General features: G+C 31.4%; 18 protein-coding genes. 16 read left to right on the top strand and 2 right to left on the bottom strand.

Translation table 11 applies throughout. The features are described from left to right. The 12 genes from R2808_RS10075 to R2808_RS10130 all read left to right on the top strand — a co-directional run. On the top strand, positions 1–2,498 hold a 2,498-nt coding region (locus tag R2808_RS10075), incomplete at its 5' end, for a triple tyrosine motif-containing protein (RefSeq protein WP_371270868.1). A gap of 290 nt (positions 2,499–2,788) precedes the next feature. Continuing rightward, positions 2,789–5,971: a glycosidase gene (locus R2808_RS10080; protein ID WP_371270869.1), complete on the top strand. Its 3,183-nt coding sequence runs from the start codon at positions 2,789–2,791 to the stop codon at positions 5,969–5,971. A gap of 18 nt (positions 5,972–5,989) precedes the next feature. Then, complete coding sequence (locus tag R2808_RS10085; protein ID WP_371270870.1) at positions 5,990–7,456, top strand: hypothetical protein; 1,467 nt, start codon at positions 5,990–5,992, stop codon at positions 7,454–7,456. Positions 7,457–7,473: 17 nt separating this feature from the next. Further along, positions 7,474–8,295 carry a family 16 glycosylhydrolase gene (locus tag R2808_RS10090; protein WP_371270871.1) on the top strand — a complete coding sequence of 274 codons (822 nt, stop codon included), beginning with the start codon at positions 7,474–7,476 and terminating at the stop codon, positions 8,293–8,295. Between the two features lie 17 nt (positions 8,296–8,312). After that, on the top strand, positions 8,313–9,080 hold the full coding sequence (locus R2808_RS10095) for a PKD domain-containing protein (protein WP_371270872.1): 768 nt from the start codon (positions 8,313–8,315) through the stop codon (positions 9,078–9,080). Between the two features lie 196 nt (positions 9,081–9,276). Next, the gene (locus tag R2808_RS10100) at positions 9,277–12,684 is read left to right on the top strand and encodes a hypothetical protein (RefSeq protein ID WP_371270874.1); all 3,408 of its coding nucleotides are present in this window, start codon (positions 9,277–9,279) and stop codon (positions 12,682–12,684) included. A 13-nt stretch (positions 12,685–12,697) separates the two neighbouring features. Beyond that, the gene (locus R2808_RS10105; RefSeq protein ID WP_371270875.1) at positions 12,698–13,960 is read left to right on the top strand and encodes a glycosyl hydrolase family 17 protein; all 1,263 of its coding nucleotides are present in this window, start codon (positions 12,698–12,700) and stop codon (positions 13,958–13,960) included. A gap of 71 nt (positions 13,961–14,031) precedes the next feature. After that, positions 14,032–15,447, top strand: coding sequence for a glycoside hydrolase family 30 beta sandwich domain-containing protein (locus tag R2808_RS10110; protein WP_371270877.1), 1,416 nt, complete (start codon positions 14,032–14,034; stop codon positions 15,445–15,447). 7 nt (positions 15,448–15,454) lie between these two features. Beyond that, positions 15,455–16,969 carry an MFS transporter gene (locus R2808_RS10115; protein WP_371270879.1) on the top strand — a complete coding sequence of 505 codons (1,515 nt, stop codon included), beginning with the start codon at positions 15,455–15,457 and terminating at the stop codon, positions 16,967–16,969. 2 nt (positions 16,970–16,971) lie between these two features. Further along, entirely contained in the window at positions 16,972–17,883 is a 912-nt protein-coding gene (locus R2808_RS10120; RefSeq protein WP_371270880.1) for a glycosyl hydrolase family 17 protein, read from the top strand. Positions 17,884–18,076: 193 nt separating this feature from the next. Then, complete coding sequence (locus R2808_RS10125; protein ID WP_371270881.1) at positions 18,077–18,661, top strand: RNA polymerase sigma factor; 585 nt, start codon at positions 18,077–18,079, stop codon at positions 18,659–18,661. A 50-nt stretch (positions 18,662–18,711) separates the two neighbouring features. After that, positions 18,712–18,858: a hypothetical protein gene (locus R2808_RS10130; protein ID WP_371270882.1), complete on the top strand. Its 147-nt coding sequence runs from the start codon at positions 18,712–18,714 to the stop codon at positions 18,856–18,858. A 19-nt stretch (positions 18,859–18,877) separates the two neighbouring features. On the opposite strand, the gene nth is transcribed toward R2808_RS10130, so the two are convergent. Next, positions 18,878–19,537, bottom strand: a complete 660-nt coding sequence (nth, locus tag R2808_RS10135; protein ID WP_371270883.1) for an endonuclease III — start codon at positions 19,535–19,537, stop codon at positions 18,878–18,880. A 58-nt stretch (positions 19,538–19,595) separates the two neighbouring features. On the opposite strand from nth, the gene bcp reads away from it, so the two are divergent. Next, positions 19,596–20,048 (top strand): thioredoxin-dependent thiol peroxidase, encoded by a 453-nt coding sequence (bcp, locus tag R2808_RS10140; RefSeq protein ID WP_371270884.1) that lies wholly within the window; start codon positions 19,596–19,598, stop codon positions 20,046–20,048. A 40-nt stretch (positions 20,049–20,088) separates the two neighbouring features. On the opposite strand, the gene R2808_RS10145 is transcribed toward bcp, so the two are convergent. Continuing rightward, complete coding sequence (locus R2808_RS10145) at positions 20,089–21,549, bottom strand: TonB-dependent receptor (protein ID WP_371270885.1); 1,461 nt, start codon at positions 21,547–21,549, stop codon at positions 20,089–20,091. A gap of 93 nt (positions 21,550–21,642) precedes the next feature. On the opposite strand from R2808_RS10145, the gene R2808_RS10150 reads away from it, so the two are divergent. From R2808_RS10150 to yaaA, 3 genes are read left to right on the top strand one after another with little or no spacing between them, the layout of a single operon-like run. After that, positions 21,643–22,416, top strand: coding sequence for an MBL fold metallo-hydrolase (locus R2808_RS10150; protein WP_371270886.1), 774 nt, complete (start codon positions 21,643–21,645; stop codon positions 22,414–22,416). A gap of 2 nt (positions 22,417–22,418) precedes the next feature. Continuing rightward, positions 22,419–22,916, top strand: a complete 498-nt coding sequence (locus R2808_RS10155) for a hydrolase (protein WP_371270887.1) — start codon at positions 22,419–22,421, stop codon at positions 22,914–22,916. A 2-nt stretch (positions 22,917–22,918) separates the two neighbouring features. Further along, on the top strand, positions 22,919–23,677 hold the full coding sequence (gene yaaA, locus R2808_RS10160; protein WP_371270888.1) for a peroxide stress protein YaaA: 759 nt from the start codon (positions 22,919–22,921) through the stop codon (positions 23,675–23,677). Positions 23,678–23,830 lie beyond the last annotated feature (153 nt).

Here is a 23,830-nt window from a genome sequence, read left to right on the forward strand (position 1 = left end):
CAAACGAGCTAAAATACACTTCTATTACTAAAACACTTAAACTAAATTTAATTGAAGACGAACAGTTTTGGAATATTTTATCGTACGAAAATTGGGTAGTATTTCAATCGTTAGATGCAATTTATATTTACGATTCAATTGAAAATAAGGTTTCAACAATACCATCTAAAAATAAAATTTTTAAATCATACAAAGTTGGCAATTCAGTATATTTTCAGGTTTTGGGCGAAGGTTTATATGAAATTATTAACGGAAAAGCACAATTAGCTGTAAAAAATGCAATTACTACAACTTCTAAAATTATTGGTCTTTTCGATGCTACAAACGAAATTATTGTATTTACACAAAACGATGGAATTTATAGTTATACAGGCAGTTCTTTTGAGGTAAAAAACGCCAATTTATCAACTATTGTAGGTAATAATAATATTTATAGTGTTTATCAATTAGGAACTAAAGATTTTGTTGTAGGCACAATATCTGAAGGTATTTACATTATAGGGGAAAACGGACTAGTAAAGCTTCATGTTTCTCAAAACAAAGGGCTTATAAACAATACAGTATTAGCTATTTATGAAGATTTTGATCAGAATTTATGGTTAGGATTAGATAATGGTTTAAGCTGTATTAATTTAAACTCATCAATAAAAGTTTATACCGATTTAACAGGTACACTAGGTACGGTTTATGCAACTTTAAAAAGAGGAAACGATTTATATGTGGGCACAAATCAAGGATTGTTTTATAAAGTATTTAATGAAGATAGTAATTTTAAATTAGTTGAAGGTACAAAGGGTCAAGTTTGGTCTTTATTTGAACATGATGAAACGGTTTTTTGTGGGCACGACTCTGGAACTTTTATTGTTAATAAAGAAAAATCGACTAAAATATTTTCGGCATCAGGCACTTGGAAGTTTAATAAAATTCCTTTAAACAGCAATCTTATTCTTCAAGGAAATTATTACGGATTATCGGTATTAATAAAAGAAAACGGTATTTGGAAATTTAAGAACAAGCTAACAAATTATAACTTATCATCGCGATATTTCGAGTTTTACAATGAAAATGAACTCTATGTAAATCACGAATATAAAGGTGTATTTCAGTTACAACTCGATACTAATTTTTCAACGGTTATTGAACAAAAAAAATTAGATTATCTCGAAAAAAGTAAAAATTCTTCTATTGCAAAGTTTAATGAACAATTGTTTTTTGCCAATAAAAAAGGTGTTTATAAATTAAACTCGGCTACAAAAAAATTTGAGTTAGACTCTTATTTAAGCCAAATATTTCAAAACGATCAATACACATCGGGTAAAATAATTGTAAATAATAACGAAAGTTTATGGCTATTTTCAGAAAACTTTATTCATTTATTCGAGCCTGGTAAATTTAGCAATAAACTACAAAAAAAATCTATTCCTATACCGCAATCTATAACAAAACCAATGTTGGGTTATGAAAACATAACTAAAATTTCAAAAGCCAAATTTCTTATCGGCACAACAGATGGTTTCTACACGCTTAATGTTGACGGATTAAAATTTAAAAATCATAAAGTTGTACTTTCTGAAGTGTTAGTAGCCCAAACAGAAGGTAAGTTTATAAAAAAACCAATAAAGGAAAAAGGCATATTTAATTATAAAGAAAACAATTTGTTTTTTCAGTTTGCCATACCAGAATATAACAAGTATGTTTTTTCAGAGTTTCAATATAAACTAGAAGGTTTTCACGAAAACTGGACAAACTGGCTTACTAAACCGTATGCGTCTTTCGAAAATTTGCCGCCAGGTAACTATACTTTTAAAGTAAAATCTAAACTAGGCGATAGTATTTCAAATGAAGTTGTAGCTTTCTCGTTCGAAATTTTAAATCCTTGGTACAAAACATTGTGGGCAAAAATAATTTATACTATACTAGCATTTATTGTAGCTTATTATGTGCATAAATCGTATAAATTATATTACCAGAAAAAAGAAACAAAATTAATAGAAGAAAACAATTTACTACTTGAAATTGCGGCATTAGAAAGCGAAAAACAAATGATGAAGCTAAAGAATGAAAAACTATCGCAAGAGTTTCAAAACAAAAGTAAAGAATTGGCAGCTTCTACAATGAGCTTAATGAAGAAAGATAAATTACTAGCAATTATTAAAGACGATTTAAGAAATACCGAATCAACCAATTCTAAAAGTATTAAAACCGTTATTAGTAAAATTTCTAAAAACATTGAAAGTAAAGACTCGTGGGAAGTTTTTAAAGAAGCTTTCGATAATGCCGATAACGATTTTTTAAAGAAACTAAAAGCAGCACACCCAACTTTAACACCAAACGACTTACGATTATGTGCGTATTTACGCTTAAATCTTTCTTCAAAAGAAATAGCACCTTTATTAAATATTTCAGTTAGAAGTGTGGAAATAAAACGATATCGTTTGCGAAAAAAAATGGAATTGGAACATGAAAAAGGATTAGTAGAGTATATTTTAACAATTTAACCTTTACATTTTCCATTTTTTACCTATACATAACTACAACATTATTTTTAATATTTTTTTTGAAATTTAAAATTTTTAAATGCTAGTATCAATATTAACAATAATTTTCAGCAAAAAGACTGTATAAAAAATATTGTGTATGTTTTTTGTTGCACTAAATTTTAAGAGTCTTTCAATATTTTAATTAATTTTAAAAATCTATAATTTTTTGAATCTGTATCATTAATTAAATTATATATTCAATTATTAATTTTACAAGTTATACTAACAAATCAAATACAAATTATCAAATGAGAGCTATTATTTTATTTTTTCTTTTTTGGTGTTCGTCTTCAATTTTATTAGCACAGTCAGATATTGTAAGTGTAGAGGGCAACCAATCAGGGCATCGATTAAAAGTAAACGGAAAAGACTTTATGATTAATGGTATGAACTGGGATTATTTTCCAATAGGTACTAATTACGAATACAGTTTGTGGAATCAAAGTGATTCATTTATTAAAGAAGCGCTTGATGCCGAAATGGGTTTGTTACAAAATATGGGTGTTAATTCAATTCGTGTTTATTCTGGTATACCTAAAAAGTGGATTGAGTATATCTATGACAATTATGGTATTTATACTATGCTTAATCATTCTTTTGGTAGATATGGCTTAACTATCGATGGCGTTTGGACACCTATAACTGTATATAATGATAAGAAAACTAAAGAGTTATTGATGTCTGAGGTTATTAAAATGGCTGAAGATTATAAAAATACTCGAGGTCTTTTATTGTTTCTATTAGGAAATGAAAACAACTACGGTTTGTTTTGGGCTGGAGCTGAAACGGAAGATTTTCCTGATGAAGAAGATAAAAAGCGTGAAGTTGGCGAAAAACGTGGTCGCCCAATGTATCAATTAATGAATGAAGCTTCTAAAGCTATAAAGGCTATAAATCCAAATCTTCCAGTGGCAATTTGTAATGGCGATTTATTGTTTTTAGAAATCGTTGCTCAAGAATGTCCAGATGTAGATATTTATGGTACAAACGTTTATCGTGGTAAATCATTTGGCGATTTGTTTGAACGTGTAAAAAAAGAATATGGAAAACCAGTTTTATTAACTGAATTTGGTTCCGATGCTTTTAATGCTAAAACTATTGAAGAAGACCAACAAGCTCAAGCTTTTTACGCTAAAAGTAATTGGAAAGAAATTTATGAAAATGCAGCTGGTTTAGGTAAAGCGGGTAACTCAATTGGTGGTTATACTTTTCAATTTAGTGATGGTTGGTGGAAATCTGGTCAAACAAAAAATCTTGACAGACACGATTCTAATGCCTCTTGGTCAAACGGAGGCTATCAATTTGACTTTGTTGAAGGTCAAAACAATATGAATGAAGAATGGTTTGGTATCTGTGCTAAAGGTCCAACTAATGCCAAAGGTTTCTATACACTTTACCCAAGAGCAGCCTATTATACGCTAAAAGAAGTTCACGCATTTAATCCTTTTAATGGAAATAAAAATTTATCCGATGTAAATAATCACTTCAATAATATACTTCTTGTAGATGCAACACTTAAAGCAAGAGGAGATAAAGCTGCTTTAAAGAGTAATTCAAGTGAAAAAATTAGAATTAGTCGATTAAGTGCAGAATTTACTACTTTTAATACAGGTGGTTCCTTATTAACAACCCCTGAATCTGCAGATCCTACTAAAAATACCTACCCTAATCAATTAGGTTTTGATCACATGCAATCCTATTTTATTGGTGTTGAAGGTAAGCCTGCTTCAAATATGAGAGCAGAAGTTACTTTCAATGTTTTGGGTAATGTAGCTGAAAATCCAATTGATGAAATTTTTTATGAAAATGTAGGAAGACGTCAAACATTTGTTGGAGTAGATGGCGGAGATGAAACAGACGTAGTGGTTAATGACCCACAAAGATTAAGAGTTTATCAAGCTGAATTTGAATGGAATGAAAAAGAATTTGATTTAAAAGGTTTTTACAGAACGGGTCATTACCACTGGGGCTATGAAGGTGATTTCTTCGGTTTGTATCCTGAAGCCAATTATGGGCCAAATTTAGATATATATAATGGTGAAATTTCAGGTATTGAATTAGAAACAAAAGGTGCTTTTAAAGGTTTTAAATTAGCAGCTGGCCCTCAATTATGGTGGGGAGCTAACCCTGGTGCTTTGTTAAAATACCAACGTTCATTTGGGCATTGGAATGTTACAGGGATGTATCACAGAGATTTTAATACCAACGTGAGATTTGATGAAACAGGTCGTCGTGTAATAAACCAAAATCAAGTGCGTTCAGGGGTTATTCCACCATGGGCAACAGAAAGAGCAACCTTAGCTGTTGAAAGAAAATTCGGAAAGATTGGTGTTACCGTTGGTGGTATTTGGGGAGGAAATCCATTGGTAGGTAGTACTTATCAAGATATAAATGAAGCTGGTGAAGTTGTAGCCGATAAAATTAATAGTAATGACACTTGGGGCGGCAAATTCAAACTAACTTACCAAGGCGGCAAATTTAATTGGTATGGTCAAGGTTCCTATATGGGCTTAGTTGCTGGTGGTGGAGCTGATCAAACCCAAACGTTTACAGGTTGGAAATTAAAAGATTCAGGTAGTGGTAATATGGTAAACCTTTTGTCAGGTTTAACTTATTCTTTTGGAAAATTTCAAGTAGCTCCTAATTTTATGTATCAATCTCCATTAGTAGCAGCAATGCCTAATAATTATGGTGGACCAGCTAGATTAAGAAACTTTATTGACGATCCGTTTGCAGTTAGAAACGGTAACCGTGAAATGTATGGCTATGAATTATTATTAACCTATGATCCAACTCCTGGTTCTTGGATGTATCAATGGGATAATGACAGGGCAGAAGATGCAAAATTTGCTATGAATTTAGGTTTTGTTTACAAAAGATTGCCAACCCAAATGGATGCACATATTGGTTTCTTGGCTGATCGTTCTTTCTTTGCTTTTAGTAATTCAACTAAAGCAGTAGATTTGTGGGAGGTTAATTCGAGAATGGTGTCTAAAATTAGCCCAGAATTGGGTTTAATTGCTAATTTTTATGTAGGAAATGGACAAGCTAATGGTTTTGATAATGCAGATAGAGTAATTAGCCGTTTTGGTTTTGATTTAAGAACCCTTTATAAAAAATGGAAGTTTATGTATGCACTAAAAATTAATGATTGGGGACCATTTGATTACCATAGAGATTTCAACTTAACTTATCCTATTCAAACCATGCTTGACGTGTCGTTGAGTTTAGGCAAACCAGATTGGTTTATTTTACCAAACACCAGAATTGGTGTGAGAGGAACTTGGAGAGGTTTGGATCAATATTCACCACGATATGCACCCATGGCAACTGAAGAATTTTCTAATGAACCAGTTTTAAGTCCAGTAGGTTTCTCTAATGGTACAGAATGGGAATTTAGAACCTACATACAAATCAATATTGGCAAATAATCTTTAAAATATAGTGTTATGACATTTAAGTTTAATAAACAATTAATTTTTACAGGTATTATAGCATTTTCTATTTTACTTGCTTTTACCAATTGTGAAAGAGAGATTTCGGATGAGGCTGTTTTGGCAACTTATCCCAATACACCAGATATTTACACGGATAATCCCGTTGGCTTAACAGACATATTTTTTCATTCAGATAATCCAGCAGATGGAGCTAATCCAACGGCTTTTAATGTAGATAATAATGAGGCATATGCTGGTAGTAGATCAATACGATTAGATGTGCCAGATCCAGGAAACCCAAATGGAGGTTATGTAGGAGGCGTTTTTATTGATAGAGGCAATGGTAGAAATTTAACCCAGTATGATGCCTTAACTTTTTACATCAAAGCCTCAAGAACTGTTGCTTCTGGTGTAACCTTTGGATTTGGTTCAGATTACACAGCTTCTAATCCTCAAGATGTAAATAAATATAGAGTTACTACTTCAAATATTTCACTTTCTACCAATTGGGAAAAAGTAATTATCCCTATTCCAGATCCTTCTGTGCTTACACAATTAAAAGGGTTATTTGCTCTTGCTGCAGGAACGCAAGCAACAGGTGGCGAAGGCTATATAATTTGGATAGATGAAATTCGTTTTGAAAAATTAGGAAATATAAGTTTAGTATATCCATATATTTTTGAAGGTCAAGATAATGTTGTAGATGGTTTTCTTGGTTCAACTCAAAACATAACAGGAACTGGTGCTTTGTTTAATTTGGCAAATGGTAGCAATATTAGAGTTGATGCACAACATACATATTTCAATTTTAGTTCTTCAGACCCTACTGTTAATGGACCTTTTGAATTATCACCTCAAGGTAATTTGTTTACTACGATTAATGGTCTAACAGGATCTACTGTCATTACAGCAACACTTAACAATTCTCAAGCGCAAGGTTCTTTAACCATCAATGCAGTTGGTGATTTTGTTAATGCTCCTAATCCAACACAGGATCCGGCTAATGTAATATCAATTTTTAGTGATACTTATTCAACCATACCAGGTTTTAATCCAGGCGTTTTTGCAGGACCAAATACAATTAATATTTCTCTAAATTCTATAAGTAATAACCAGCATTTAAAATATCAAGGTATTGATTATGTTGGAATTGGTTGGGATGGTATAATTAATGCTTCTTCCAAAACGTATATTCATCTAGATGTTCAATTAATAAGCGGGTCTAATGTAATTGTTGAACTCAAAGATTTTGGTGCAAATGGTGTTGATGGTGGTGGCGATGATTCAGCTGGTGGAAGAAATATTTCTAGCCAATTGTTAACTGGTCAATGGGTGGGGATAGATATTCCTTTAAATGGATTTACTTTACCAACTGGTGGAGGAGGAGCAGGAAATCCTAATAAAAATAATTTAGGATTTGTAATTTTTGTTTCAAATAATGGTGCTACATTTTTAGTAGATAACATCTATTTTTACTAATATAATACTTTTTAACAATGAAAATATTCAAAATAAAATATACTATTTTTTCCTTCACTATTATTGGAATTATGTTTATTCTTTCTTCATGCTCAAATGATGAAACCCAGCAAGTAACTACCTTCAATAATCTAGTATGGGCAGAAGAATTTGACGTTGACGGCGCACCAGACTCAAACAAATGGGTATTTGATATTGGAGCAGGTGGTTGGGGAAACAACGAACTTCAATTTTATACAGATAGACCCGAAAATATCGTTGTTCAAAATGGTTATTTAATTATTTCTGCCTTACAAGAAAATTATCAAGGACAAGAATATACCTCTGCTAGAATTAAAACAGAAAATTTATTTTCTCAAAAATATGGTCGTTTTGAAGCACGTATTAAATTGCCTCAAGGTAAAGGTTTATGGCCTGCCTTTTGGATGCTAGGTAGTAATTTTAACCAAGTAAGTTGGCCACAATGTGGTGAAATAGATATTATGGAATATATTGGAAATAAACCAACAGAAGTGTTTGGCACTATTCATGCTCCTGGTGCTTTTGGTGCAAATGGTTTAAGCAAAAAATATTCGTTACTTAATGATAGATTTGATACAGATTTTCACGTTTTTGGTATAGAGTGGACAGAAAATCACATCAATTGGTATGTCGATAATGTGTTGTATAACCAAATTACTAGAGATAATGTGATGGAAAAAGGTGGTCAGTGGGTATTTGATAACGACTTTTTTATGATTTTAAATATAGCAGTTGGTGGCAACTTATCAGGAAACCCAGATACAAATACAATATTTCCACAACGTATGTTGGTCGATTATGTAAGAGTTTATAATTAATTTAAAAGCTTAAAAAAATGAAACATTCTATTAAAATATTTTCTTTGTTTTTAGTCTTCATAAGTTTATTTTCATGCGATATTTCAGATGATGATGATGTTATAAGCTATCCAGAACTAAAAGCTAGTTACACCTATATCCGTGAAGGAGCAAAAATTACGTTTATCAACACTTCTTCAAATGCGGACAGCTATTTATGGGATTTTGGTGACAACTCAACTTCATCTTCAAAAGAACCTGTAAAAACGTTTACGCAAACAGGTGATTACATAGTTAAGCTAACTGCTAAAAATACTAAAACGGGCGAAACTAAAACCTTTTCTAGTACCATTTCACTTTTTATTTTTGATGGTGGATTAATTACTAATGGTAATTTCGAAAACGGAATTTTATCATGGAATTTTGGTGTTGATAATCCAATGCCTTCGAGTTGGTTGGTTACCGAAAATGGTAATACATTTGCTTCTATAAATGTAGCTTCTGCTGGTCAACCTTTCGATGTTAATTTATCTCAAAAAGGTCTTAATATGACAACCGGCATAACCTATCGTTTAACTTTTGATGCTTGGTCAGATGTTAATAGACAAATAATTGTTGGCATTGGGTTAAGTGCTGGACCATGGACTAATCAAACTGTTGTAAAAGATTTAACTACTGAAATTCAAAGTTTTAGCATTGATTTGGAAGCCAATTTTACTAGTCCAAACAGCAGGGTTATTTTTGATTTAGGTGCTGCCGTTGGAAAAGTAAATATTGACAATGTAACCTTAATTGAACTACCCTAATTAATTATAATATTTTAAGAATATAATAAAGTAGTTCGCTTTAGTTAGATTGCTAAATTTTTTAGAAGCTGTTTTAAGCTTCTTAAATTATTATGGAGTTATAAAAAGCTAACTTTTAGTTTATCACGCTATCACTTTTATATCTAAAACATTAAAACCTTATTTAAAAATCAAAATATATTCAAAAAACAATATTATGCAAATAGCTGAAATTGAAGGAGAAATTTTTTTTAAAATAGAAAATAGCGACAAAATTCGTCCTTTTTTTATGAGTATAGTAAGCGATTCTAACCATTGGATGTTTATTTCTAGTAACGGAGGAATTTCAGCAGGAAGACAAAATGCCGATTTTTCGTTATTTCCTTATTATACAGATGATAAAATTACCGAATCAAATGAAGTAACGGGTAGTAAAACCATCGTTAAAATAAAAAAAGACAATCAAGTAATTTTTTGGGAACCATTTTCGGTACGAAATTGTAATTCGCAAAATATTACTCGAAATCTTTATAAAAGTCAATATGGCAATTGTATTGTTTTTGAAGAAATTCATAACGATTTTAATTTAGTTTTTAGTTATAAATGGCAAAATTCAGATCAATATGGTTTTGTAAAAACAGCTAACTTAACCAGCAAGAGTGCTGCCAACTATGAAATTGAAATAGTAGATGGTTTACAAAATATTTTACCAGCAAACGTGGGTAGCGATTTGCAACGTGCATCAAGTAATTTAGTAGATGCTTACAAAAGAACTGAAATAGATGAAACAACCGGACTTGGTATTTTTGCACTAAGTGCCGTAATTGTAGATAAAGCCGAACCAAGCGAAGCGCTAAAAGCGAATGTTGTTTGGTCGTTTGGAATTGAAAATCCTACCTACTTGCTATCATCTTTGCAACTAGATAGCTTTAGAGCTAATAAACCGTTACAAACCGAAAGTGATATAAAAGGCGAAAAAGGTGCTTATTTTATCGCTACAAATTTTTCATTAGAACCTAACCAAAGTAAAGAATGGAGTTTTGTAGCTAATTTAAACTTTAATCATGTTAAAGTTATTGAGTTATTAAATCAACTGGAAGACAAAAATAGCCTATTTAAAGCCGTACAGGCCAATATTAAAGAAGGAACAGAAAACCTTATAAAATTAACAGCTTCGGCAGATGCACTTCAAAAAACGTCCGACTTTTTTAAAGACACGCGTCATTATTCTAATGTTTTGTTTAACATTATGCGAGGTGGTATTTTTGATGATAATTATACGGTTGAAAAAGAAGATTTTTTAAACTATTTTAAGAAAGCTAATAAAGCACTATTCGAAGCTAATTTAGAGTTTTTAAATGCGCTTCCTCAAAAGTTTAATTATTTTACTTTTACCACAACTACTAGCAATCATTTAGATAACGATTTTAAAAGACTTGCAAAAGAATATTTACCTTTAAAGTTTAGTAGAAGACACGGCGACCCAAGCCGACCTTGGAATAAATTCTCTATTAATACTAAAAACGAAACCGATGGTTCTAAAATTTTAGATTATGAAGGCAACTGGAGAGATATTTTTCAAAACTGGGAAGCTTTAGCGTATTCGTTTCCTTGCTTTTTAGAAGGAATGATATATAAGTTTTTAAACGCTTCTACTTTCGATGGTTACAATCCATATCGCGTTACAAAAGATGGTTTCGATTGGGAAACAATAGAAAAAGACGATCCGTGGTCGTATATAGGATATTGGGGCGATCATCAAATTATTTATCTTTTAAAATTTTTAGAACTATCCGAAAGTTTTTTTCCACAAAAAATAGCGTCTATATTAAATACGGAACAATTTGTTTACGCAGCTGTACCTTATAAAATAAAACCGTTTAATGAAATTGTAGAAAACCCAAAAGACACTATAGTTTTCGACCACAATTGGGATAAACTTATACGAGAAAAACGCGAACAAATAGGTAGCGATGGCGCTTTACTTACCGATGAAAAAAAGGAAATTTATAAAGTAAGTTTCCTCGAAAAAATATTAGCTACATCATTAGCAAAGCTTTCTAATTTTATACCCGAAGGTGGTATTTGGATGAATACCCAACGCCCAGAGTGGAACGATGCGAACAACGCCCTTGTTGGTAACGGTATATCTATGGTTACGCTTTATTATTTAAGACGATTTTTAGCATTTTTTAAAACGATTATTAACGAAACAAGCGAAGAGCAATTTAAAATATCAAACGAGTTGGTCGAGTTTTATCACTCAATACGTGCTACGTTTTATGATTTTCAAGATACATTACAAACTAGTTTTACCGATGCACAACGCTATAAAATGGTTACTATGCTTGGGCAAGCAGCATCAGAATATAGAACCTATATTTACGAAAACGGATTTTGGGGTAAAAAACGAAGTATTTCTAAAAACGAACTCGAAAAATTTATTACTGTAGCACTTCAGTTTGTAGATCATTCTATACGAAAAAATAGAAGAAACGATAAGCTGTATCACGCATACAATTTACTTCAAATTAACGAGGGCGAAATGCAAATTGAGTATTTAAACGAAATGCTCGAAGGGCAAGTAGCCGTTTTAAGTTCAGGATTATTAAATACTACAGAAGTTTTAGATGTCTTAGACGGTTTAAAAGCAAGTCAATTATTTAGAGAAGACCAGTATAGTTATTTGTTATATCCTAATAAAAAATTACCAGGGTTTTTAGATAGAAATACCATTTCAGAAAATCTTGTAAAACAATCGAAACTATTACAACAATTAGTACACGATAAAAATAACGCTATTATTGAGCAAGATGTAAAGGGTAATTACCATTTTAATGCTCGTTTTAATAATGTTAATTTTTTACGAGAAGCTTTATACCAGTTGCCTAATAATTACCAAGATTTAGTAAAAACCGAACAAAATATAATTGAAACTATTTACGAAAAAGTTTTTAATCATAAACAGTTTACAGGTCGTTCGGGTACATTTTACGCTTACGAAGGCTTGGGTTCTATTTACTGGCATATGGTATCTAAATTACTTTTAGCAGCAACCGAGTGTACATTAAGCGCAATAAAAGAGAAAAGTTCTCAAAAAGATATCGGTAAAATTTTAGATCATTATTACGAAATTCAAGCAGGAATTGGCGTTCATAAATCTCCAAAATTATACGGTGCTTTTCCTACCGACCCATATTCTCATACACCTTGGCATAGAGGCGCACAACAACCTGGTATGACAGGGCAAGTAAAAGAAGACATTATAAGCAGATGGTTTGAGTTAGGCGTTCATATAAAAGAAGGAAAACTTTATTTAGAACCAAATTTACTTCGCGTTACAGAATTAAATCCACACAAGCAAACCGTACAATATTTTGCTGTAAACGGACAATTAAACGAATTAGAATTACAAGAAAACAGCTTATTTTTTACCTATTGTCAAGTGCCAATTGTTTATGAACTAGCTAATGAAAATGCTATAACAGTTGCTTTAACTAACGGCGAAATTAGTACCCAAAATACAAATTGTTTACCTGTAGAATTGTCTAGAAAAATATATTACAGAACTAATGAAATACAAGCAATCACAGTAAAAATAACACGTAACAAGTTTAAAGATTGATTAGAAAATTTGTATGAAAAAAATACATCTAAATATTATTTTTCTAATTAGTGTAATGCTATTAATTATGAGTTGTAGTACTAAAAAAATAGATAACGTAACGGCAAAAGATATTCTTGGAAATTCAAACTACAAAAGTATTTGTTACGGTGGGTTTAGACAAAATACTAGAGAAATTGTACCAACGGTTCAAGAAATAAAAGACGATTTAAAAATATTAGCAGCTTTAGATTTTAAAATTATAAGAACCTACAATGTTCATATTAAAGAAATAGATAATCTACTTATTGCTATTAGAGAATTAAAAGCAGCAGATTCATCGTTTGAAATGTACATAATGTTAGGCGCTTGGATAGATTGTAAAAATGCTTGGACAAATGAACCGCCTATTCATTATTTAGAAAGCGAAAGAAATGAATTCGAAATTAATAGAGCTGTAGCATTAGCTAATCAATACCCAGATATTATTAAAATTATTTCGGTTGGAAACGAGGCAATGGTGAAATGGGCAACTGGCTATTATGTAACACCAAATATTATTTTAAAATGGGTAAAACATCTTCAACAATTAAAAAAGGAAAATAAATTACCTAGCGATATTTGGATAACAAGTTCCGATAATTTTGCTTCGTGGGGCGGTGGAACAACAGATTATCACACACCAGATTTAAAGGCGCTTATGCAAGAAGTAGATTATATTTCTATGCACACGTATCCTATGCACGACACACATTACAATCCTGTTTTTTGGGGAACTATTGATAAAGAAAGTGATTTAGATAAAAAAGCACAATTAAATAAGGTAATGGAAAGAGCAAGAGATTATGCTATTAACCAATACCAATCGGTTAAAAATTATATGAATTCATTAGGCATTCAAAAACCGATTCACATTGGCGAAACAGGTTGGGCAACACATTCTAACGAACAGTATGGCAATAATGGCTCTAAAGCAACCGACGAGTACAAAGCAGCACTATACTATAAATTAATAACCAATTGGTGCAAAAAGGAAAATATTTCTTGCTTTTATTTTGAAGCTTTCGATGAAAACTGGAAAGATGCTAACAACCCAGAAGGTTCCGAAAATCATTTTGGCTTATTTACTATAGATGGAAAAGCAAAATATATACTATGGGAAGAAGTAGAAAAACCAATCTTTAAAAAGTTGCATAGAAATGGTAATCCAATTGTTAAAACTTTTCAAGGAAATGAACATTTATTATTAAATGATGTTTTACTGCCAAGCGAAACCGAAAAAGTAATTAGCTATTAATGAGTGATTTATATAACATAGCATTTTTTTTTATTGCAATACTATTCGTTAATTGTAAAAACGAACCTAAAATGAATTGTGAAATTTTTGAAACATCAGCAAATGGTAACACATTTAAAGAAATACAATTAAATAACACCAATACCAAAGAAGAAGTATCCATTGCAATTAATCCTAATGTAACGTTTCAAAAAATAACAGGAATAGGCGGCTCTTTTACCGAAGCAACAGCATATTTGCTAAATAAGTTATCTCATGCAAAAAAACAAGAAATACTTAATGCTTATTTTAGTGAAGAAGGTGCTAATTATTCGTTAACAAGAACCCACATTGCCTCTTGCGATTTTTCATTAAAAAACTATACATATGCACCCGTTGCTAACGATTTAGAGTTACAACATTTCTCTATTGAAGAAGACAAAAACGATTTAATTCCTGTTATTAAAGAAGCCCAAAAAATTTCAAAAAATGGCTTTAATATTATAGCTTCGCCTTGGACGGCTCCACCTTGGATGAAAGATAACAATAGTTATGTTGGCGGAAAGTTAAAACAAGAATACCAAGGGGTATATGCACTTTATTTTCAAAAATATTTAGAAGCCTATAAAAAATTAGGAATTTCTATCTGGGGTATTACTCCCGTAAACGAACCACATGGCAATGGTAATAACTGGGAAAGTATGCACTTTACACCAGAAGAAATGACCACTTTTGTGCAAAATTACTTAGGACCACAATTAGAAAAAAGCGAATTTAATACGGTAAAAATACTAGGCTACGACCAAAATAGAGCAGGCTTAAAAGAATGGGTTAATACTATGTATGCTACAGAAGCATCGTCTAAATATTTTAGCGGAACAGCAATACACTGGTACGAAAGTACTTACGAAGTTTTTCCTGACGATTTAAACTATGCTCATTTTAAAGCACCAAACAAACACCTTATTGAAACCGAAGGTTGCATAGACGCCGAAATACCAGTATGGAAAAACGATGCTTGGTATTGGAAAAAAGAAGCAACCGATTGGGGGTGGGATTGGGCTTCCGAACAAGAAAAATACTTACACCCAAAGTATGCACCTGTTCATCGCTATGCTAATGATATTATTGGTTGTCTAAATAACTATGTCGATGGTTGGGTAGATTGGAATATGGTGCTAGATAAACAAGGTGGACCTAATTGGTTTAAAAATTGGTGTATTGCCCCAGTTATAGTAGATGTAGAAACCGATGAGGTTTATTACACGCCACTATATTATGTAATGAAACATTTTAGTAAGTATATTAGACCAAACGCTACCCGTATAGATTTTAATTGTACCGATAAAGCGCTAAAATGTACTGCTGTTAAAAATGAAGATTCTAGTATTGTGGTGGTTTTATTTAACCCAACTTTATCTAAAAAAAATTATACAATTAATAATAAAAACACAACTATTTCGGCATCAATAAACGCCGAAGCTATACAAACTATTGTTTTAAAATAAGTAATTTATGGAAAAACTACACACAGCAAACACAAATCAAAAAGTACCTACCATTCAAAAAATTGCTTTTGGTTCGGGGCATTTGGTTAACAATTTGTTACCCGGTGCTTTAGGTGTTTTTTCTTTTTTCTTAATAACAGCTTTCGGTATAGAACCAGGTATTGCTGGTTTACTTTCTGCAATACCCAGATTAGTAGATGCGTTAACCGATCCTGTAATGGGCTTTATATCAGATAATACTACAACAAAATGGGGTAGAAGAAGACCTTATATTTTTATTGGTGCCATTTTATGCTCTATTTTATTTGCTGTTCAATGGCAAATGTTTGAAGAAAATGGAACAGTTTATAATTTTTGGTATTTTTTATTTTTTTCTATCTTATTTATTGTGGCCAATACTATCTTTTCAACACCTTTAATAGGACTTGGTTACGAGCTAACGTCAGATACTAAAGAACGAACTCGTTTAATGGGCTTTGCTAATTCTATAGGGCAAGTTTCGTGGATGATAGTACCACTTTTTTGGTCGTTAATTGCCAATAAAGATTTGTTCGAGTCGCAAGCAGATGGTGTACGAACATTATCTATTTTTGTTGGTTTTGCTTGTTTAATCTTTGGGCTTTTACCTGCAATATTTTGTAGAGAACAAGATGTTTCTAATAAAGATAATAAAGCCGATTTAACTCTAAAGAGTTTAGCTAAAAACATGAAATTGTTACTGCAAGAAATTAAAAACATAAGTAAAAATATGCCTTTTATGCGCTTGTGTGGTGCTACTTTTTTGGTGTTTAATGGTTTTCAAATGGTAGCTTCTTTTAGTTATTTTATTATTGTATATTATATGTACAACGGAAGCTACGAAGCTACTGGTAATGTGCCACCTTTTTTCTCTATTATTGGTGCTTTTTTAACAGCCGTAATGATTATTCCTATTGTAACTTGGATGGCTAATAAATTTGGAAAAAAGAATGCTTTTATAATCTCAACATTTATTTCAATTATAGGGTATATTTTAAAATGGTGGTGCTATGTAAAAGTAGATGAAAACACCTACATGCTATTCGAAGATATGTTTATTCAGGTAGGTGTAGTAAAATTTTCTATAGAAATGCCATTAATATTATTATTGCCAATTCCGCTTATGTCTTTTGGTCTTGGTGGTCTTTTTACCCTTATGATGAGTATGACGGCCGATGTTTGCGATTTAGACGAATTAAGAAATGGTTTACCAAGACGCGAAGGAACTTTTGGAGCCATTTACTGGTGGATGGTAAAAATAGGACAATCTATTGCATTGGCATTAGGCGGTCTAGTTTTATCTGTTGTAGGATTCGATGCTTCAAAAGCGGTTCAATCTATCGAAACAATGAACGATTTACGATTAGCCGATATATTAATTCCTTCTTTAACCGCTGCAATAGCTATTATTGTAATGTGGAATTATAAATTAAACGAAGATCGAGTAGCCAAAATTAAAGCCGAATTAGAAGTAAGAAGAGCAAACCGTAAAAATAAAATGTAATTATGTCATTTAGAAAAGAACAATTACTAAAAAATAGTTCACTATTTTTAAACACATTAAACCTAGAACAATCTTTTGTAAAACTCAATCATAAAGAACGAGTAGCAATTTTAAAAGAAATTCTTGCTAGTGGAGTTCACGGTTTTTGTTTCAGTCTATATGAAGAAGGACAAAAACCAGGCGATTTTGTTTCGGAAGAACAAATTATAAAACGATTAACTATTTTAAAACCATATACAAACTGTATTAGAACATTTTCTTGTACCGAAGGCAATGAAAAAATTCCAGAAATTGCTAAACAAATGGGCTTTAAAACTTTAGTTGGCGCTTGGCTAGGAAGCGATTTAGAAAAAAACCAAGAAGAAATAAATGGACTTATAAAATTAGCAAAAAACGGATATGTAGATATTGCAGCAGTAGGAAATGAAGTTTTATACAGAAAAGATTTATCAGAACAACAATTGTTAGAATATATAGCCTATACAAAAAACGAAATTCCCACTATACCAGTTGGTTATGTAGATGCCTACTACGAATTTGTGCAAAAACCAGAATTAGTAAAACACTGCGATATAATTTTATGCAATTGTTATCCATATTGGGAAGGTACACCTTTTGAACACGCCATAAACCACGTGGCCGCAATGGTTAAAAGTGTAGAAAATGTAGCCAATGGAAAGCGAATAATTATTACAGAAACAGGCTGGCCAAGTAGTGGCGAGTCATTGCAACAAGCAATTCCAACTCTAGATAATGCGTTAAATTATTTTATTTCATTTCAAAATTGGGCAAAAGCAAATGCTGTAGAAAGTTATTATTTTTCTTCTTTCGATGAATCGTGGAAAACTTCTTCAGAAGGTACAGTAGGTGCGCATTGGGGAATTTGGGACGCAACAGGAAAACTAAAATTTTAAATTCAATTTATAATAATAATTGATAAATTTATTTGCTAAATAGTTGCTTTTTTTCTAAAAAAGTTGCATTAAATTTGGATAATTGATTTTTTTTCATTTAAATTTGGTTCAAAATTAGCTACTAAAACAAAAGCCTATACAAAAAAATACTTTTTAGATTTTTAATTAACTCAAAACACTAAGAGGTATTGTTATGGCTAATTTTGAACTTTCAGATGCACTATTAGTAAAGAATTATGTAGAAGGAGATGAGTCTGCTTTAGCTACATTAATAAATAGGCACCAATCAAAAATTTACGGTTTTATTTATTCAAAAATTCCAAATAGAGATGTTTGCGACGATGTTTTTCAAGATACATTTATGAAAGTAATAAAAACATTAAAATCGAAATCGTATAACGAAGAAGGTAAATTTTTACCTTGGGTAATGCGAATTGCTCACAATTTGGTAATCGATTATTTTAGAAAATCGAAAAAAATGCCGCTACAACGCGAAACCGAAGAATATTCCATTTTTTCATACTTATCCGATACAAGCCCAAATATTGAAAATCAAATTATTACAGAACAAGTTGAGTTAGATTTGAGTAGAATTATTGAAGAACTCCCACAAGATCAGAAAGAAGTATTGGTAATGCGCATTTACCAAGACTTAAGTTTTAAAGAAATTGCTGAATTAACTGGGGTTAGCATTAATACTGCTCTAGGCAGAATGCGTTATGCCATGTTAAATTTGAGAAAAGTTATCGAAAAAAATCAAATAGTTTTAACAAATTAATACTAAACTCATTTTTTTTGCGTTGTAGATAAAACAAACATAACTTATCTATGGCAAAACTTTACTCTAAACAAAAATTAACAGCCCAAAAAAGTGTGTTACCCAAAAAAGAAACCGTTTCGTTTTTACTTAATTATTCAAAAGCGTTGAAAATTACAAAAGTGGGTAACATAAAATTTGAAACTATTGTTAATTAATAAAAAAGCTTCGTACACACTACGAAGCTTTTTTAGTATTATAGGCATTAATAACCGATTTTCTTCCAATAGTTTTCGTAATAATGTCGTTCTCTAAATTCCAACCACGTGCTGGCGAATATTCTCTGCCATAATAAATAATTTGTAGATGCAGTTTGTTCCAATTTGCTTCTGGAAACAAGCGTTTTGCATCTTTTTCGGTTTGTTGTACGCTTTTTCCATTACTTAAACCCCAGCGATACATTAACCTGTGAATATGCGTATCTACAGGAAATGCAGGAATACCAAAAGCTTGGCTCATAACTACGCTTGCTGTTTTATGCCCAACAGCAGGTAAACTTTCTAAAGCTTCAAAACTTTGCGGAACTTTTCCGTTATAGGTATCAATTAAAATTTGAGATAAACCATAAATTCCCTTCGATTTCATTGGTGTTAAACCACACGGGCGAATAATATCGGCAATTTGCGAAACACTCATTTTTACCATATCATAAGGGTTATCGGCTTTTGCAAAAAGCAAAGGCGTAATTTTATTTACCCGTTCATCGGTACATTGTGCCGAAAGCAATACGGCTATTAAAAGCGTATAAGCATCTTTATGATGTAAAGGAATTGGCGTTTCAGGATACAATTTGTTTAACGTATTTATAACAAATGTTATTTTTTCGTTCTTTGTCATTTTTGTAAATTTATATCGTAAAACAAATGTAAACTTTAAACTTTTAAACTAAAAATAAATGACAACATTAAAAACAGGCGATAAAGCTCCAAATTTTAAAGGATTAGATCAAAACGGAAAAGAACACAAACTAAGCGATTACAAAGGAAAAAAATTAGTAGTTTTCTTTTATCCAAAAGCTAGTACGCCAGGTTGTACTGCAGAAGCATGCGATTTACGAGATAATTACGAACGTTTTAAAGCTAACAATTACGAATTACTTGGTGTAAGTGCCGATAGCGCTAAAAAACAGTCAAATTTTATAGAAAAAAATAATTTACCTTTTCCATTATTAGCCGATGAAAATCATGAAGTAATTAATGCTTTTGGTGTTTGGGGACCAAAAAAGTTTATGGGTAGAGAGTTTGATGGTATTCACAGAACTACTTTTGTTATTGATGAAAATGGGCTAATAAGCGAAGTAATTGAAAAAGTAAAAACAAAAGAGCACGCTGCACAAATTTTAAAATAAACGATAAAAAAATGCCTAATTAATATTAGGCATTTTTAATTTATTTTAGGCTTACACTTTCGGTTTCTTCGTAGCCAAATAATTTTTGCTTTTTAATAATATTTGCTGTTCCTTCGGGAAGCATTTCTTCCCAGCCACTTTCGCCGTCCGATATCATTTTTAACACTTTTCTTGAAAATATTTCAAGATTTTTTTCTTCATAATCTTTAATATCTACTACTTTTCCGTTAAATTTAAAAAACTTGTACAACTCTTTCATTCTTGGATGTACTTTTAAATTATCAGAATTAATAATTGTACCATTTTCCTCTTTCATAGGATACAAATATACTTTCATATCTCTAAAGAATAGCTTTCCGAATGCTTCTAAAATTCCACCCGAAAGATGACGGTAATATTTTTCATCAAAAATATCAACTAAGTTGTTTACACCCATAGCTAAGCCCATACGCGCTTTGGTGTAACTAGAAAAATACTCAACTACTTTAAAATATTCTTGAAAATTAGATATCATAACGGTTTGTCCAAGTGCACAAAGCAATTCGGCTCTATCAAGAAAATCGCGTTCGTCTATTTCGCCTTCTGCTTTTAGGTTTGAAAGTGTAATTTCAAAAACCACAAACGTATTGTCTTTATCTACTTTGTTTTCTTCAATAAACATTTTATACGACTTTTTGTACATATTCATGTTTACTTTAGTAACAGGTCTAAAACTTCCTCGTAAAGCTAAAATATTTTTTTTGTACAAAACGGCAGCAGGTAAAATGTTGTTTCCATCGGGGCCAAACATTACAGCATCGGTCATACCATTTTTAACTAGTTGCAAACTCATTAATCTATTGTCAACATTTGCAAAACGTGGTCCCGAAAAATTAATGGTATCAATCTCTAGCTGGTCTTTGTCTAAATGGTCGTATAAGTAGCGTAACAATCGTTTTGGATCGTTGTGCTTATAAAAAGCACCATAAATTAAATTAACGCCAAGTATGCCTAAAGTTTCTTGTTGTAGGCGCGCATCATTTTCTTTAAAACGAATATGTAAGATTATTTCGTTATAATCTTCATCGGGTTCAACTTGAAAGTTTATACCTACCCAACCATGACCTTTAAATTTTTTCGCAAAATCTATAGTTGCAACTGTGTTTGCGTAGCTAAAAAAAAGCTTGTTAGGGTGTTTATCTCTTTTTAAACGTTCTTCTATTAATCGGGTTTCGTGTGCCAACATTTTTTTTAATCGGCTTTCGGTAACATAACGACCGTCGTCTTCTATGCCATAAATGGCATCGCTAAAGTCTTTATCGTAGGCAGACATTGCCTTTGCTATAGTTCCAGAAGAAGCGCCTGCTCTAAAAAAATGACGCACTGTTTCTTGTCCAGCACCTATTTCGGCGAAGGTTCCGTAAATACTTTCATTTAAGTTTATTCGTAACGCTTTGTCTTTAATTGAAGGGATTTGTTCAATAGCCTTATCACCTCTAATTTTAACATCTGTATGCCCCATTTTTCGTATTATTTTAAATAAAAATATAGTTTTACTGCAAAGTTACTATTTTCCCGTTTATTTATTAAGCTTTTACTATTATTTTTGTACGGTATGAACAATTTAAACATTTATTTTTTAGGAACAGGAACTTCGCAAGGAATTCCCGTAATAAATAGTAAGCATCCTGTTTGTTTAAGCGATAATGTAAAAGATAAACGCTTGCGAGTTTCGGTTTGGATTTATACAGATAATTTTTCAATAGTTATTGATTGCGGCCCCGATTTTAGACAGCAAATGTTAACCAGCAAATGCACATATATAGATGCTTTATTATTTACTCATGAGCACGCCGATCATACTGCTGGATTAGATGATATTCGTCCATTTTATTTTAATCAAGGCAATATTGCTGTATATGCGCACCAACGCGTTTTAGATAATTTAGCAATGCGGTTTCATTATATTTTTAACGATGAAAATAAATATCCTGGTGCACCTTCTGTTAATCAATATGAAGTAGCTGAAAACCAGTCGTTTTATATAAAAAATCAAGAAATAATTCCTATAAACGCAAAGCACGGAAACTTGCAGGTTTTTGGTTATAAAATTAGAGATTTTGTATATTTAACCGATGTAAAAACTATTGCTACAACCGAAATTGAAAAGATAAAAAATTGTAAAGTTTTAGTAGTAAACTGTTTACGAGAAGAACCACATACTACGCATTTTAATCTTGCAGAAGTTTTAGATTTTATATCTTTGGTACAACCTAAAAAAACATATTTAACGCATATAAGTCATTTATTTGGGTTTCACGAAGAAATTCAAGAAAAATTACCCGAAAATGTTTATGTAGCTTACGATAATTTAGAAATAACCATTTAATCATGAAAAAGAACATTTTTTTATACCTATTCGTTTTTTCGCTTTTATTGAACATTTTACAATATGTAAATTCTTCAAAAATTTTACAAAACAAAGATGTAGAAGTGCAACATGTAAAAAAACAATTGCAACTTTCTCGCGATTCTATTGCAACACTTCAACAAAACGATTATTTCGATTTAATGACAGATGAAGATGCGCAAGAATACTTTTTTACCCGTAATATAGATTTTACAAAAGCTATGGCTAAAGTAAATGACGATTTAAACGAAATGAATACTCGGAAAAATGGCAACCCATTAATCCCATATGAACCTATAGATGGAAAAGCATTTGTTATTAATAAAGCAAAAATTTTAAATCATAGATGGATTATAGCCGAATATACCAATAGCGATTTATGGGGACAAATTTTAGTGAAATATTTTATTAATGAAGATGGCACAACAGAGTTTGAAACAATAGATACAATATTATACGAAAGACAAAAAGTAGAGTAAAAATGAAAATTGTTATATCGCCAGCAAAATCGTTAAATTTTGAAACGGTTTTGCCCACTACAAATTTTACACAAGCGCAATTTCTAGAAAAAGCCGAAACTATACAAAAAGCACTAAAAAAGAAAAAGCCAAAACAATTAACGACGTTAATGGCAATTTCCGATAAATTAGCAGAGTTAAACTGGCAACGCAATCAAAACTGGGCATTACCTTTTACACCACAAAATGCACGGCCAGCAGTTTACGCTTTTAATGGCGATGTTTATCAAGGATTAGATGCGTATTCAGTACCCATTCATAAACTAGATGATTTGCAAGAAAAATTGCGCATACTTTCTGGTTTATATGGAATTTTAAAACCGCTAGATTTAATACAAGAGTATCGTTTAGAAATGGGAACTCAATTAAAAGTAGGAACTAGAAAAAATTTATATGAATTTTGGAAAAAAACAGTAACCGATTCTTTAAATGCCGAATTAGATAAAGACGAATTATTTATAAATTTAGCAAGTAATGAATATTTTAAGGTTATAGATACAAAAAAATTGAAAGCCTCAATAATTACACCCGAATTTAAAGATTATAAAAACGGAAAACTTAAAATGATAAGTTTTTTTGCTAAAAAAGCACGTGGTTTAATGGTGCGCTATATTATAGACACAAATGCCAAAACCATTGAAGATTTAAAACAATTTAATTACGAAGGTTACGCTTTTGATGCTACTTTAAGTAAAGATACTACATTAGTATTTACGCGATAAAAAAAGCCACTTTTAAAAGTGGCTTTTTTTATTATTTCACATCGGTTGATGGATTTTCGTTATTTGTAGAAGTATCATTTTTTACTTCCTCAGCAACATTTTCACCTTTTAAATAAGTAGGTAAATTTAAACCTGCCATATTAAATAAATCGT

Origin of the sequence: Flavobacterium sp. (assembly GCF_041392005.1) — a bacterium.
In the GTDB taxonomy this organism is placed as follows: domain Bacteria; phylum Bacteroidota; class Bacteroidia; order Flavobacteriales; family Flavobacteriaceae; genus Flavobacterium.